Origin of the sequence: Mycobacterium asiaticum (assembly GCF_001673315.1) — a bacterium.
GTDB classification, from domain to species: domain Bacteria; phylum Actinomycetota; class Actinomycetes; order Mycobacteriales; family Mycobacteriaceae; genus Mycobacterium; species Mycobacterium asiaticum_B.
Map to the genome: position 1 here is coordinate 1 of NZ_LZLQ01000128.1, position 13,668 is coordinate 13,668.

Consider the following 13,668-nt stretch of genomic DNA (forward strand, 5'->3'; position numbering starts at 1 on the left):
GCGAAAATCCGCAACCCGCACAGCCAGGCGTCACCTGCCGGGCACCGGCATGACGACGACGGAACTGCCCGCCCCGGTAGCGGTGACCCCTCCGCTGCCCACTCGGCGCAATGCCGAATTGTTGCTGTTGTGCTTCGCCGCGTTGATCACCATCGCCGCGCTGTTCATGGTGGAGGCCAACCAGGAACGTGGCCTGCACTGGGACCTGACCACCTACGGTCTGGGCTTCCTGACGCTGTTCGGGATCGCCCACTTGACCCTGCGGCGGTTCGCGCCGTACACCGACCCGCTGTTGCTGCCGGTGGTGGCGCTGCTCAATGGGCTCGGACTGGTGATGATCCACCGACTTGACTTGGTGGACAAGGAAGTTGGCCGCCACGGCCACCCCAGCGCGAACCAGCAGATGCTGTGGACTCTGGTCGGTGTGACCGCGTTCGCGCTGGTGGTGGGCCTGCTCAAGGATCACCGTCAGCTCGCGCGCTACGGCTATATCTGCGGGTTGACGGGGTTGATCTTCCTGGTGATCCCCGCGCTGTTGCCGGCCGCGCTGTCCGAGCAGAACGGCGCGAAAATCTGGATCCGCTTGCCGGGCTTCTCGATTCAGCCCGCGGAGTTCTCCAAGATTCTGCTGCTGATCTTCTTCTCGTCGGTTCTGGTGGCCAAGCGCAACCTGTTCACCAGCGCCGGCAAGCATTTGATGGGCATGACCCTGCCGCGCCCGCGCGACCTGGCCCCGTTGCTGGCCGCCTGGGTGATGTCGGTGGGCGTGATGGTGTTCGAGAAGGACCTCGGCACGTCACTGCTGTTATACGCGTCGTTTCTGGTGGTGGTGTACCTGGCCACGCAGCGATTCAGTTGGGTCGTGCTCGGCCTGGTGCTGTTCGCCGCCGGAAGCGTGGTGGCCTACTATCTCTTCGCTCACGTCCGGGTCCGGGTGCAGACATGGCTGGACCCGTTCGCGGACCCCGACGGCAGCGGATACCAGATGGTGCAGGCGCTGTTCAGCTTCGCCACCGGCGGCATCTTCGGCACCGGGCTCGGCAACGGCCAGCCCGACACGGTGCCGGCCGCCTCGACCGACTTCATCATCGCCGCGTTCGGCGAAGAGCTCGGACTGGTCGGGCTGGCCAGCATCCTGATGCTGTACACCATCGTCATCATCCGGGGCATGCGCACCGCGATCGCGACCCGCGACAGCTTCGGCAAGCTGCTGGCTGCGGGCCTTGCGTCCACGCTGGCGATTCAGCTGTTCATCGTCGTCGGCGGTGTCACCAAACTCATCCCGCTGACCGGCTTGACCACGCCCTGGATGTCCTACGGCGGATCTTCACTGCTGGCCAACTATGTGCTGCTGGGCATCCTGGCCCGCATCTCCGACGGTGCCCGGCGCCCGCTGCGCACCCGCCCGCGACAGAAGTCGCCGATCGCGGCAGCCAGCACCGAGGTGATCGAGCGCGTATGAACACCTCGCTGCGCCGGATCTCGGTGACCGTGATGGCGTTGATCGTTTTGCTTCTGCTCAACGCCACGATGACGCAGGTCTTCACCGCCGACGGGTTGCGTGCCGACCCACGCAATCAGCGGGTCCTGCTCGACGAGTACTCACGGCAGCGCGGCCAGATCATCGCCGGGGGGCAACTCCTGGCTTATTCGGTGGCCACCGACAGCCGGTTCCGTTTTCTGCGGGTATATCCCAACCCCGCTGTGTTCGCGCCGGTCACCGGCTTCTACTCGCTGCGGTATTCCAGTGCGGGTCTGGAACGCGCCGAAGACCTGCTCCTCAATGGATCCGACGAGCGGCTGTTCGGCCGTCGGCTGGCCGATTTCTTCACCGGGCGCGACCCTCGCGGCGGCAACGTCGAGACCACCATCAACCCGCGCATTCAGCAGGCCGCCTGGGATGGCCTGCAGCAAGGGTGCGGCGGGCGGCCCTGCAAGGGTGCCGTGGTGGCCATCGAGCCCTCGACCGGGAAGATCCTGGCCCTGGTGTCGTCGCCGTCCTATGACCCCAACCTGCTGGCGTCGCACAACGCCGAGGTGCAGGCCCGGGCCTGGCAGCAACTGCGGGACGACCCGGACGCCCCGCTGGTCAACCGGGCGATCTCGGAAACCTATCCGCCCGGGTCGACCTTCAAAGTGATCACCACAGCCGCTGCGTTGCAGGCCGGAGCCACCGAAAGCCAGCAGCTGACCGCGGCGCCAACCATCCCGCTACCGGACAGCACCGCCAATCTGGAGAATTACGGCGGCACTGCGTGCGGCTCCTCGCCGACGGTGCCGTTGAGTGAGGCGTTCGCGAAATCGTGCAACACCGCATTCGTTCAACTGGGCCTTTTGACCGGCGCGGACGCCCTGCGCAGCATGGCGAAGGCCTTCGGTCTGGACAGCTCACCTGAGCCGATTCCGCTGCAGGTCGCCGAATCGACGGTGGGCCCCATCTCCGACGGTGCCGCACTGGGCATGACCAGCATCGGCCAGAAGGACGTGGCGCTCACCCCGCTGCAGAATGCGCAGGTCGCCGCGGCCATCGCCAATGGCGGCATCATGATGCAGCCGTACCTGGTAGAGAGTCTCAAGGGTCCGGACCTGTCCAATATCAGCACCACCGCCCCGTATCAGCAGCGCCGCGCGGTGTCGCCGCAGGTCGCCGCTAAGCTAGCAGAGCTGATGGTCGGCGCCGAGAAACTCGCGCAGCAGAAAGGGGCGATCCCCGGCGTGCAGATCGCATCCAAGACGGGCACCGCAGAGCATGGCACCGATCCGCGACATACGCCACCTCATGCGTGGTACATCGCCTTCGCACCCGCGCAGGCGCCGAAGATTGCCGTGGCCGTGTTGGTAGAGAATGGCGCCGATCGTCTGTCCGCGACCGGGGGTGCATTGGCTGCGCCGATCGGGCGGGCAGTGATCGAGGCTGCTTTGCAAGGGGGACCATGAGTCCAAGAGTTGGGGTGACGCTGTCAGGCCGATACCGCCTGCAGCGGCTCATCGCCACTGGTGGCATGGGCCAGGTGTGGGAGGCGGTGGACAGCCGGCTGGGCCGGCGCGTCGCGGTCAAAGTGCTCAAGCAGGAGTTCTCCCAAGACCCTGAGTTCATCGAACGGTTCCGTGCCGAGGCGCGCACCACCGCAATGCTCAACCATCCCGGAATCGCTCAGGTGCATGACTACGGCGAAAGCGCGATGGACGGGGAGGGCCGCACGGCCTACCTGGTGATGGAGTTGGTCAACGGCGAACCGCTGAATTCGGTGATCAAACGCACCGGCCGGCTGTCGCTGCGGCACGCCCTGGACATGCTCGAGCAGACCGGTCGCGCGTTGCAGGTCGCACATGCCGCCGGCCTGGTGCACCGCGACGTGAAGCCGGGCAACATCCTGATCACGCCGACCGGGCAGGTGAAGATCACCGACTTCGGCATCGCCAAGGCCGTCGACGCCGCTCCGGTGACCCAGACCGGCATGGTGATGGGTACCGCCCAGTACATCGCACCCGAGCAGGCCCTCGGCCACGATGCGACACCGGCCAGTGACGTGTACGCGCTGGGCGTCGTTGGCTACGAGGTGGTTTCGGGTAAGCGGCCGTTCGCCGGGGACGGCGCGCTGACGGTGGCGATGAAACACATCAAGGAGCCGCCGCCGCCGTTGCCGGCCGACTTGCCGCCCAACGTCCGCGAACTCATCGAGATCACCCTGGTCAAGAACCCCAGCCAGCGCTACCGCAGCGGGGGACCGTTCGCCGACGCGGTGGCCGCGGTGCGGGCCGGTCGCCGGCCGCCCCGGCCCAGCCAGTCGCCACCGCCCGGGCGGGCGGCACCGGCAGCCATTCCGTCGGCCACACCGGCCCGGATTGCGCCCGCGCCGGCCACCCGCAGCACGGCGCCGCGCCGGGCAGCCAGCGGGCACCGGCCGCCACCGGCCCGCCGCACGTTCTCTTCGGGTCAGCGCGCGTTGCTGTGGGCCGCCGGGGTGCTCGGAGCGCTGGCGATCATCATCGCCGTGCTCATCGTGATCAACTCGAAGGCGGACACTCAGCAGCAGCCGGCGCCGCCGACCGTGACGAATACCGGTAGTGCCCCCGCCGCGGGCATCGGGCCTGGTCCGGGCATCGTTGTGAATTGGACGGATCGTACGGAAACGGGTAATCCTCGACTACGCCCGGCGCCGGCCCTACTCGAGATTGTGCGATGACCACCCCTCAGCATCTGTCCGACCGTTACGAACTAGGTGACATCCTCGGTTTCGGGGGCATGTCCGAAGTTCACCTGGCCCGCGATGTGCGCTTGCATCGCGACGTCGCGGTCAAGGTGCTGCGCGCGGACTTGGCCCGGGATCCCAGCTTTTACCTGCGGTTCCGCCGGGAGGCGCAGAACGCCGCAGCGTTGAATCACCCCGCGATCGTCGCGGTCTACGACACCGGCGAAGCCGAGACCCCGGCCGGCCCGCTGCCCTACATCGTGATGGAGTACGTCGACGGCGTCACCCTGCGCGACATCGTGCACAACGACGGCCCCATGCCCCCCAAGCGGGCCATCGAGGTGATCGCCGACGCCTGCCAAGCGCTGAACTTCAGCCACCAGAACGGCATCATCCATCGCGACGTGAAGCCGGCCAACATCATGATCAGCTCCGCCAACGCGGTGAAGGTGATGGACTTCGGCATCGCCCGGGCAATCGCCGACAGCGGTAACAGCGTCACCCAGACCGCGGCGGTGATCGGCACCGCGCAGTACCTGTCACCCGAGCAGGCCCGCGGGGATTCCGTGGACGCCCGCTCCGACGTCTACTCGCTGGGTTGCGTCCTGTACGAAATGCTCACCGGCGAGCCGCCTTTCACCGGTGATTCGCCGGTGGCGGTCGCCTACCAGCACGTGCGGGAAGACCCCACGCCACCGTCCGAGCGGCACGAGGGCATTTCACCCGACCTGGACGCTGTGGTGCTCAAGGCGCTGGCCAAGAACCCGGAAAACCGCTACCAGACCGCCGCCGAGATGCGGGCGGATCTGGTCCGGGTGCACAACGGCGAGGCACCCGAGGCACCCAAAATCCTCACCGGCGCCGAGCGCAAAGCTTTCATGACGTCTTCGGGCCATGGCGGCCCGCGCACCGACCCGTTGCCCCGCCAGAACTTCGACGCCACCGAAGGGGAGCGCAGCGTCGGCTCGGTGGGCCGCTGGGTGGCCGTGGTGGCCGTACTGGCGGTGCTGACCATTGTGGTCACCATCGCGATCAACACCTTCGGTGGCAGCACCCGCAGCGTCCAGGTGCCCGACGTGCGGGGGCAGGTGTCCGCCGACGCCATCGCCTCATTACAGAACAAGGGATTCCGGACGCGAACCCAGCAGAGACCCGACTCGGGGATTCCGCCCGACCACGTCATCAGCACCGACCCGGGTGCCAACACCTCGGTGGGCGCCGGTGATGAAATCACCATCAATGTCTCGACCGGCCCCGAGCAGCGGGAGGTGCCGGACGTGTCGTCGCTGACTTATTCCGAGGCGGTCAAGAAGCTCACCGCGGCGGGTTTCAGCAAGTTCAAGCAAGCCAATTCGCCGTCCACCCCGGACCTGGCGGGCAAGGTGATCGGGACCAACCCCCCGGCCAACCAGACATCGGCGATCACCAACCAGATCACGATCATCATCGGTTCCGGACCCGAGACGAAAGAGATTCCAGACGTCACCGGTCAGAGCGTTGACCTTGCCCAGCGCAACCTCACCGTTTACGGCTTCACCAAGTTCAGTCAGTCACAGGTGGACAGCACCAGGCCGGCGGGGGAGGTGATCGGCACCAATCCGGCTCGCGGACAGACGGTTCCGGTCGATTCGGTGATCGAGCTACAGGTGTCGAAGGGCAATCAATTCGTGATGCCCGACCTGTCCGGCATGTTCTGGACGGATGCCGAACCGCGGTTGCGCGCGCTGGGTTGGACCGGGGTACTGGACAAGGGGGCCGACGTCGATGCCGGCGGCGCCCAGCACAACAAGATCGTTTATCAGAATCCGGCGGCCGGCACCGGGGCGAACCGCGACGGCGTGATCACGCTGAAGTTCGGTCAGTAGCCGTCGGAGCGGGTTGGCCGGGGATGTGCGGCCGCACCGCCGTGAGGACCTCGTTCTCGAGCCGGCGCACCAGTGTGTCGTCACGCGCCCAGCCGCAGTAGGTGAGCCAGTTGGCCAGCATCCGGTGTCCGCCTTCGGTGAGGATCGACTCCGGGTGGAATTGGACGCCGTGGATCGGCAGTTCGGTATGCCGCACTGCCATGATGACCCCACTCTGGGTGTGGGCGATGGCCTGCAACTCGGCCGGCAGCGACTCGGGCAGGATGGTCAGGGAGTGGTACCGAGTCGCTGTGAAGGGATCCGGGAGCCCTTGCAGCACACCGTCATTGGTGTGCTGCACGCTGCTGGTCTTGCCGTGCAGCAACTCGGGTGCGCGGTCCACGGTGGCACCGAACGCAACGCCGATGGCTTGGTGACCGAGGCACACTCCCAGTAGCGGGGTGTGCGCGGTGGCACACGCGCGCACCAGGCTGATCGAGGCGCCCGCACGTTCGGGGGTGCCGGGGCCGGGGCTGAGCAGAACGCCGTCGAACTCCGCCGCGATCGTTTCGGGCTCACCCAGCCTGGCGTCGTCGTTGCGCCACACCGTCGCCTCGACGCCCAGTTGGCCCAGGTACTGGACCAGGTTGAACACGAAGCTGTCGTAATTGTCGACGACCAGGATCCGCACCGTGACAGGGTACCGTCCGTCTTGCCGTCCGCCCCAGCCCTGCCGTCGAGCCCGGGCCGTTGTCAGTAGCCGATCGGGCCCATCGGCTGGGCGTAGTGCAACCGGACCGGTTCGGCATAGCCGGCGACGGCGACGTCGGACTTGACGTCCTCGTGGTAGCCCAGCCCGAATCGGACCACGTACTGCTTGTAAAGCGTCACCAAGGGTGCGGCGGCGAGGGCGGTCTGCATGGCCGCGGCGTTGCCGATCGCGGTGATGGAATAGGGCGGACTGTAGGTGCGCCCGTTGAGTAGCAACGTATTGCCCACACAGCGCACTACCGAGGTGGCGATGATGCGCTGATCCTGCATCTGGATCGCCTCCGCGCCGGCACTCCACATGGCGTTGAGAACGCCGTCGATGTCCTGCTGGTGCACGACGAGATCATCTGGGGTGGCATCGCGGGGGAAGCGCCCGTTGGCGTCGCGCTGGGCGTCATCGAGGACCACCACCAAGCCCGGTCCATGGACGGCGCTCATGCTGGCCTCACCGGCCAGTTCGGCGGCCCGCCTGAGCATCGCCTGCAGCGCGGTGTCCGAGGAGCGGCCGTGGAATGCGTCGATTTTCCTGGTCAGTGCCTGCCGGTCGGAGTCCAGCCGACCCACCGAGTCGCGGGTCTCGCGGACCAGGTCGACCAGTCGCGGAGCATCGCTGCGGCGAATCTCCGCGCCGCCGGACACCCCGTGCGTGGCCGCCAGCAACAGGCCGGCCAACAGACAGACCAGCGGGACACCGAAACGCCACGGCGACTGTCGCCGATCGATCATCGTGTCTCCGGTTTCCTGGCATTCGAGCCGGGTGGGCTAGTCTCGTATCCGAGTTGTGCCTGCATGCAACCGTAATCGTTGCACCCGATACCAGAGGTAACAAATGCCCAAGTCCAAGGTCCGGAAGAAGAACGACTTCACCGTCAGCGCGGTCAGCCGTACGCCGGTGAAGGTGAAGGTCGGGCCCTCGAGCGTGTGGTTCGTTGCCTTGTTCATCGGGCTGATGTTGATCGGGCTCGTCTGGTTGATGGTGTTCCAGCTGGCTGCTTACGGCCCGCAGGCCCCGACCTGGTTGCACTGGATGGCCGAACTGGGTCCGTGGAACTACGCGATCGCCTTTGCTTTCATGATCACCGGCCTTTTGCTCACGATGCGCTGGCACTGAGCGGCTCAATCGGGATCGGCACGGGCAAAATGCATTCATCCTGTGACGGCTTTGTTTGCGCTCCAGCAACCTTCCGATCACCCAATCACACGCGTGTGATTCATCCCCACTGTTGATAGCGTCTGTGGATAACCGTATCCACCGTGGTAGGAGGGTACTGGTAGGCCATGCAGCAAACTGAATGGGCGCCGCATCCGGCAGGAATCGCTGGTTGCGGGCTTGCCGGTGTTTTGTTGGCTATCGCTGCTGTGACCCTGGTCACAGACCCGCCCGGCCGGGTCATCGCGGGCACCGCGGCAGCCGGTTTGATCTTGTTTGCCGGCGCGTCGTGGCGCGCGCGACCAAAGCTGGCAATCACACCGGACGGTCTGGTCTTACGGGGATGGTTCCGAACGGAGACATTGAGCCGGGACGTTATCGAAATCATCCGCATTTCCGAGTTCCGCCGCCACGCCCGCAGGGTTCGCCTGCTGGAGGTCGAAACGGTAGGAGGAGGATTGCGGATCCTGTCCCGATGGGACCTGGGCACCGACCCGTTGGAGGTGCTCGACGCCCTCACCGACGCCGGTTATGCCGGCCCGCGAAAGAAGGGCGCCCGCTAGCCTGCCTAGCCTGTCGCCCCGGGTTACCGGGGTACCCGGGTTACCCGGCCAGGCCGCGAGCGCGCGTGTCCGTCCAGCGACACGCCGCTGCGGCTGGCATTTGACGGCCGCTCGCGGGCCGAGCGTCAGGAGATGGTGATCGACTCGATAACGACGGGCTCAGTCGGGCGGTCGTTGCCGTCAGTGGCCGTCGAGGAGATCGTGTCGACGACCCCCTGCGAGTCCGCATCGATGACCTCGCCGAAAATCGTGTGGCGGCGGTTGAGGTGCGGGGTCGGTCCGACAGTGATGAAGAACTGCGAGCCGTTGGTGCCCGGGCCGGCGTTGGCCATCGCGAGCAGGTAGGGCCGGTCGAACTGCAACTCGGGGTGGAACTCGTCAGCGAACTTGTAGCCCGGACCACCGCGACCGGTCCCGGTCGGGTCGCCGCCCTGGATCATGAAGCCCCGGATCACCCGGTGGAACACCGCGCCATCGTAGAACGGTCCCGACGGCCCACCCGAGGCGTTCTCCGTCGAGTACTCCTTGGTGCCCTGCGCCAGGCCGACGAAGTTGGCGACGGTCTTCGGCGCGTGGTTGCCGAACAAGGCGACCTTGATGTCTCCGCGGTTGGTGTGCAGCGTGGCGGTAGCGGTCTGAATGGGGCTGTTAGTCACGGGATCACAGTCTGCCACTACCCGCGGCTCGGCCCGCAGCCGGTGTCGAGGGACTGCAAAGGTGCGGCGTGCACACAATCGGCCCGCAGGTGTCTTTAGGGTGGCAGTCTGTCCAAATAGGGACCGTCGATACAGGAGGAAGCGGCAGATGAGCGAGAAGGCGGAAGCCTCGTTGACCCCGCGCGAGCGACTCACTCGCGGCTTGACCTACTCGGCGGTGGGCCCGGTGGACGTGACCCGCGGCGTTGTGGGCCTCGGAGTCCAGTCGGCGAACTCGACCGCGACCGAGCTTCGCCGTCGCTACCGGGAGGGACGGCTGGCCCGGGAACTCGCGGCCGCGCAGGAATCCATCGGCCAGGAGCTGGCGGCGGCCCAGGAAGTGGTTGCCAACCTGCCGCAGCTGCTGCAGGAGGCCCGACGCAACCAGCGGCGCAGCAAGAAGCCGTGGCTGATCGCCGGCGCCGCGGGCGTGGTGGTGCTGGCCGGCGGGGCCGTCGCGTTCAGTGTGGTGCGGCGCTCGTCGCGCCCGGAGCCTTCGCCGCTCCCGCCAAGCGTGGACGTACAGCCGCGGCCGTAATCCCGACTAGCGGGTGCGGCCGTTGAATGGTGTGGCGCGCTGAATCTGTGGAGCCTAGGGGAATCGAACCCCTGACACCCGCCTTGCAAAGGCGGTGCTCTACCAACTGAGCTAAGGCCCCTCGTGGTGGTCAGGTGCTTGACCGGAGGTTGGATCGGGCGCCACGTGCCACACTTCGACGTCCCGCCGCGACCGCACCGCGGCCGCAGTCGCCGCACCTACGGCAGCGGCCGCTGCCAGCGGCAAGGTGAACTTCACACGACGTCTTGACGGGCACATGGTCGTGGGCCTAGGAGGACTCGAACCTCCGACCTCTTCGTTATCAGCGAAGCGCTCTAACCGCCTGAGCTATAGGCCCGTACTGCGCGTACGGCCGAGCGACGAGATTACCGCACTGGCCGCCCGACTCCCAAAACGCATCCACCTAGTCTCGGTCCGCCAGCGTCACTTCGATACCGCCGATCAGATCCGTCGTCAGGTTGTAGACGAACGCGGCGATGGTGGCCATGGCGGTCATCAGAACGATGTTGACCAATCCGATCAGCACGGCGCCGCCGAAGATGGTTCCGCTGGAGACAAGTTCACCGCTGCTGCCGCTGGTGTTGTTCAACAGGTCGCCCACGTTGCTGTTGAGCTTGGCCCACACGCCCATTCCGCCGAGCACCAGGTAGAGGAACGCGACCGCGATCATCCAGACGAAGAACAGCGCCACCGACAGCAGCAGCGACACCTTCAGGGTGCTCCACGGGTCGATGCGCCGGATCTGCATGTTCGCCCGAACCGGCCCGCGGGCACGTCGAGAGCCCACCTGCACCCGTGATTCGCGGGCTTCGCTGGCCGCCGCTCGACTGCCGGTCCCCGAGGAACTCGGGGTTTCCGCCGCCCGCTCAGTGGCGGGCTTGCGTTGCTCGCTGCGTTGCGACGCCCGCGGGATGGGACCGGACAGGTCCGGCAACTCGCTGGCGTAGGCCTCAGCAGGTGAGTTTTCGCTGCGCACGGGTGGGACCTCCGCCTGTGAAGTGGACGGTGCGGACGTACCGGTGATGAAGCGGTTCAGCCGAGCCTCCGATGAGGCAGGCGGCCGGACATCGGGGGGCAGATCGGTCGTTGGCCGGTGCCCTGATTGCGCCCCGGATTGCGGCCCGGGTTGTGATGAGGCCCGGGCCGCTCCGCGCTGCCAAGGCGGTGAATCCGCGGCATCCGGCACGCGGCCGGGACCGGTCGAGGCCCGGTGCGCTCCGGCACGTTCGGCCGCCCCGTCGCCGTTCGGGTTGTCACCCTGACTGGGGGCGCCCGGCTCGTTCGGTGAACTCACCCCGACTCCTAACGTGTGTACTCAAGTAGCTGAGTCTATGCCGGGATGACAGCGTGCCGATCCACCGCCCGGCTAGCTGGGCGGCGCCTCGTCACCGTCGACCTCCGCCTCGGCGCTCTCTTCGGCGTTCCGGGCGATGGCCAACAGGGTGTCACCTTCGCCGAGGTTCATCAGCCGCACACCCTTGGTCTGCCGTCCCGCCTTGCGTACCTGGCGGGCCGTGGTGCGAATGACACCGCCGACGGAGGTGATCGCGTACAACTCGCTCTCGTCGTCGACGATCAACGCGCCGACCAACCGTCCGCGTCGGCGGTCGTACATGATGGTCAGCACACCCTTGCCGCCGCGGCCCTGAACCGGGTATTCCTCGATTCCGGTGCGTTTGGCGTAGCCACCGGCGGTGGCGACCAGCAGGTAAGTGCCCTCTCGGACCACGTTGAGCGAGAGCAGCCGGTCGTCGGTGTTGAAGCGCATGCCTTGCACGCCGGAAGTGGCGCGGCCCATCGGGCGCAGCGCCTCGTCGGTGGCCGAGAAGCGGATGGATTGTCCGTTGGCCGACACCAACAGCAGGTCGTCGTCCGCCGAGCACAACACCGCACCGACGAGTTCGTCGCCGTCACGCAGGTTCACGGCCACGATCCCGCCCGAGCGGTTGGAGTCGAAGTCGGTCAGTCGCGACTTCTTGACCAGCCCGTTGCGGGTGGCCAGCACCAGGTAGGGCGCATCCTCGTAGCTCTTGATCTGGATGACCTGGGCGATGCGTTCCTCTGGTTGGAACGCGAGCAGATTCGCGACGTGCTGACCGCGCGCGGTGCGCAAGGCTTCCGGCAGCTCATAGGCCTTGGCCCGGTAAACCCGGCCCTGCGTGGTGAAGAACAGGATCCAGTCGTGGGTCGAGCACACAAAGAAGTGCCGCACGATGTCGTCCTGCTTGAGCCCGGCGCCCTGCACGCCTTTGCCGCCGCGCTTTTGGCTGCGATACAGATCGGTCTTGGTGCGCTTGGCGTATCCGGTTTCGGTGATGGTGACGACCACGTCCTCGCGGGCGATCAGATCTTCGTCGCTGACGTCGCCGTCGGCAGCGATGATCCGGGTACGACGGTCGTCGCCGTGCTTGTCGACGATCTCGCGAAGTTCGTCGCGCACGATGCCGCGCTGACGTTCCGGTTTGGCGAGAATGTCTTCCAGGTCAGCGATTTCGGCTTCGATCTTGGCCAGGTCGTCGATGATGCGCTGCCGTTCCAGCGCTGCCAGGCGGCGCAGCTGCATGTCCAGAATCGCTTGCGCCTGGATCTCGTCGATGTCGAGCAGTTCGATCAGACCCGCGCGGGCGATGTCGACGGTTTCCGACGCCCGGATCAACGCGATGACTTCGTCCAGCGCGTCGAGCGCTTTGACCAGACCGCGCAGAATGTGGGCCCGCTCGTTGGCTTTTCGCAACCGGTAGGTAGTGCGCCGGACGATGACGTCGAGTTGGTGTTCGACGTAGTAACGGATCATCTGGTCCAGTCGCAGGGTGCGCGGTACGCCGTCGACGATGGACAGCATGTTCGCGCCGAAGCTGGTTTGCAGTTGCGTGTGCTTGTAGAGGTTGTTCAGCACCACTTTGGCGACGGCGTCGCGTTTGATCTCGACGACGATGCGCAGTCCGACCCGGTCGCTGGACTGGTCCTCGATGTTGGAGATGCCGGCCAGCCGCCCGTCGCGGACCTGCTCGGCGATCGAGGTGATGAAGTTGTCGTGGTTGACCTGGTAGGGCAGTTCGGTGATGACCAGCGAGGTGCGGCCACGTGAATCTTCTTCGACCTCAACGACTCCGCGCATCCGGATGGAGCCGCGGCCGGTCTTGTAGGCATCGGAGATGCCGGCGGATCCGACGATCAATCCGGAAGTGGGGAAGTCGGGGCCTTTTACCCGCTCCATGACGGCGGACAGTGTCGCGCCCTCGTCGGCGTCGTAGTTCTCCAGGCACCAGAACACCGCCTCGGCCAGCTCGCGCAGGTTGTGCGGCGGGATGTTGGTGGCCATGCCGACCGCGATTCCACCCGAACCGTTGGCCAGCAGGTTCGGGAACCGGCTGGGCAGCACGGTCGGTTCCTGCACCCGGCCGTCATAGTTGGGAATGAAATCGACTGTCTCTTCGTCGATTTCACGCAACATCTCCATGGCGAGCGGCGTCAGGCGCGCTTCGGTGTATCGCATGGCGGCCGGCGGGTCGTTGCCCGGTGATCCGAAGTTGCCCTGCCCGTCGACCAGGGGGTACCGCAGCGACCAAGGCTGGGCCATTCGAACCAGGGTGTCGTAGATCGAGGCGTCACCGTGCGGATGGTAGTTACCCATCGTCTCGGCAACTGACCGGGCGGACTTGGCGTGACTGCGATCTGGCCGAAAGCCCGAGTCGTACATCGCGTACAGCACGCGCCGGTGCACTGGCTTGAGGCCGTCACGGACCTCTGGCAGGGCGCGGCCGACGATGACGCTCATCGCGTAATCGATGTAACTGCGCTGCATCTCGTGCTGGATGTCAACCGGTTCGATCCGGTCTACCGAGTCGTCTCCGGGCGGCAGCGTCGTGTCAGTCATCTAATCCTCGTCTGAT

Annotated in this window: 12 protein-coding genes and 2 tRNA genes; 7 read left to right on the plus strand and 7 right to left on the minus strand. The window is 66.3% G+C overall.

The window, feature by feature from the left end:
- Nucleotides 1–49: 49 nt before the first annotated feature.
- Genes A5636_RS20550 through pknB form a run of 4 tightly spaced genes read left to right on the plus strand, consistent with a single transcriptional unit; the run spans nt 50 to nt 6,058 of the window.
- Nucleotides 50–1,462 (plus strand): FtsW/RodA/SpoVE family cell cycle protein, encoded by a 1,413-nt coding sequence (locus A5636_RS20550; RefSeq protein ID WP_065160481.1) that lies wholly within the window; start codon nt 50–52, stop codon nt 1,460–1,462.
- A complete protein-coding gene (pbpA, locus tag A5636_RS20555; RefSeq protein WP_065160482.1) occupies nt 1,459–2,937 on the plus strand; it encodes a D,D-transpeptidase PbpA in 1,479 nt (492 codons plus the stop codon). Before A5636_RS20550 ends, pbpA begins: the two co-directional genes overlap by 4 nt.
- Nucleotides 2,934–4,187 carry a serine/threonine-protein kinase gene (locus tag A5636_RS20560; RefSeq protein ID WP_065160483.1) on the plus strand — a complete coding sequence of 418 codons (1,254 nt, stop codon included), beginning with the start codon at nt 2,934–2,936 and terminating at the stop codon, nt 4,185–4,187. Before pbpA ends, A5636_RS20560 begins: the two co-directional genes overlap by 4 nt.
- Complete coding sequence (gene pknB / locus A5636_RS20565; RefSeq protein WP_065160484.1) at nt 4,184–6,058, plus strand: Stk1 family PASTA domain-containing Ser/Thr kinase; 1,875 nt, start codon at nt 4,184–4,186, stop codon at nt 6,056–6,058. The genes A5636_RS20560 and pknB overlap by 4 nt, the downstream gene beginning before the upstream one ends.
- Here pknB and A5636_RS20570 read toward each other — a convergent pair.
- Nucleotides 6,036–6,728, minus strand: coding sequence for an aminodeoxychorismate/anthranilate synthase component II (locus A5636_RS20570; RefSeq protein ID WP_065160485.1), 693 nt, complete (start codon nt 6,726–6,728; stop codon nt 6,036–6,038). The two genes, pknB and A5636_RS20570, sit on opposite strands and share 23 nt — an antisense overlap.
- Before the next feature lie 62 nt (nt 6,729–6,790).
- A complete protein-coding gene (locus A5636_RS20575; protein ID WP_065160486.1) occupies nt 6,791–7,534 on the minus strand; it encodes a DUF881 domain-containing protein in 744 nt (247 codons plus the stop codon).
- 103 nt (nt 7,535–7,637) lie between these two features.
- Between A5636_RS20575 and crgA the strand changes: the two genes are divergently transcribed.
- Nucleotides 7,638–7,919 (plus strand): cell division protein CrgA, encoded by a 282-nt coding sequence (gene crgA / locus A5636_RS20580; RefSeq protein WP_036362273.1) that lies wholly within the window; start codon nt 7,638–7,640, stop codon nt 7,917–7,919.
- A gap of 167 nt (nt 7,920–8,086) precedes the next feature.
- Nucleotides 8,087–8,521: a PH domain-containing protein gene (locus tag A5636_RS20585; protein ID WP_065160487.1), complete on the plus strand. Its 435-nt coding sequence runs from the start codon at nt 8,087–8,089 to the stop codon at nt 8,519–8,521.
- A gap of 125 nt (nt 8,522–8,646) precedes the next feature.
- On the opposite strand, the gene A5636_RS20590 is transcribed toward A5636_RS20585, so the two are convergent.
- Nucleotides 8,647–9,195, minus strand: a complete 549-nt coding sequence (locus A5636_RS20590) for a peptidylprolyl isomerase (protein WP_065160488.1) — start codon at nt 9,193–9,195, stop codon at nt 8,647–8,649.
- Between the two features lie 130 nt (nt 9,196–9,325).
- Here A5636_RS20590 and cwsA point away from each other — a divergent pair, with 130 nt between their 5' ends.
- Nucleotides 9,326–9,754 (plus strand): cell wall synthesis protein CwsA, encoded by a 429-nt coding sequence (cwsA, locus tag A5636_RS20595; RefSeq protein ID WP_065160489.1) that lies wholly within the window; start codon nt 9,326–9,328, stop codon nt 9,752–9,754.
- Nucleotides 9,755–9,802: 48 nt separating this feature from the next.
- On the opposite strand, the gene A5636_RS20600 is transcribed toward cwsA, so the two are convergent.
- The 4 genes from A5636_RS20600 to gyrA all read right to left on the minus strand — a co-directional run bounded on the left by A5636_RS20600 (nt 9,803) and on the right by gyrA (nt 13,652).
- Nucleotides 9,803–9,875 (minus strand) — tRNA-Ala (locus A5636_RS20600).
- Nucleotides 9,876–10,038: 163 nt separating this feature from the next.
- Nucleotides 10,039–10,112: transfer RNA gene (locus tag A5636_RS20605), tRNA-Ile, on the minus strand.
- 66 nt (nt 10,113–10,178) lie between these two features.
- Nucleotides 10,179–11,069: a DUF3566 domain-containing protein gene (locus A5636_RS20610; RefSeq protein ID WP_065160490.1), complete on the minus strand. Its 891-nt coding sequence runs from the start codon at nt 11,067–11,069 to the stop codon at nt 10,179–10,181.
- Nucleotides 11,070–11,141: 72 nt separating this feature from the next.
- Nucleotides 11,142–13,652 carry a DNA gyrase subunit A gene (gyrA, locus tag A5636_RS20615; RefSeq protein ID WP_065160491.1) on the minus strand — a complete coding sequence of 837 codons (2,511 nt, stop codon included), beginning with the start codon at nt 13,650–13,652 and terminating at the stop codon, nt 11,142–11,144.
- Nucleotides 13,653–13,668: the final 16 nt, after the last annotated feature.

Bases quoted from the DNA above. Each gene is read 5' to 3' on its own strand.
- A5636_RS20585 (WP_065160487.1), top strand. From the start codon at position 8,087: ATGCAGCAAACTGAATGGGCGCCGCATCCGGCAGGAATCGCTGGTTGC.
- pknB (WP_065160484.1), top strand. From the start codon at position 4,184: ATGACCACCCCTCAGCATCTGTCCGACCGTTACGAACTAGGTGACATC.
- pbpA (WP_065160482.1), top strand. From the start codon at position 1,459: ATGAACACCTCGCTGCGCCGGATCTCGGTGACCGTGATGGCGTTGATC.
- A5636_RS20560 (WP_065160483.1), top strand. From the start codon at position 2,934: ATGAGTCCAAGAGTTGGGGTGACGCTGTCAGGCCGATACCGCCTGCAG.
- gyrA (WP_065160491.1), bottom strand. From the start codon at position 13,652: ATGACTGACACGACGCTGCCGCCCGGAGACGACTCGGTAGACCGGATC.
- cwsA (WP_065160489.1), top strand. From the start codon at position 9,326: ATGAGCGAGAAGGCGGAAGCCTCGTTGACCCCGCGCGAGCGACTCACT.
- A5636_RS20550 (WP_065160481.1), top strand. From the start codon at position 50: ATGACGACGACGGAACTGCCCGCCCCGGTAGCGGTGACCCCTCCGCTG.
- A5636_RS20575 (WP_065160486.1), bottom strand. From the start codon at position 7,534: ATGATCGATCGGCGACAGTCGCCGTGGCGTTTCGGTGTCCCGCTGGTC.
- crgA (WP_036362273.1), top strand. From the start codon at position 7,638: ATGCCCAAGTCCAAGGTCCGGAAGAAGAACGACTTCACCGTCAGCGCG.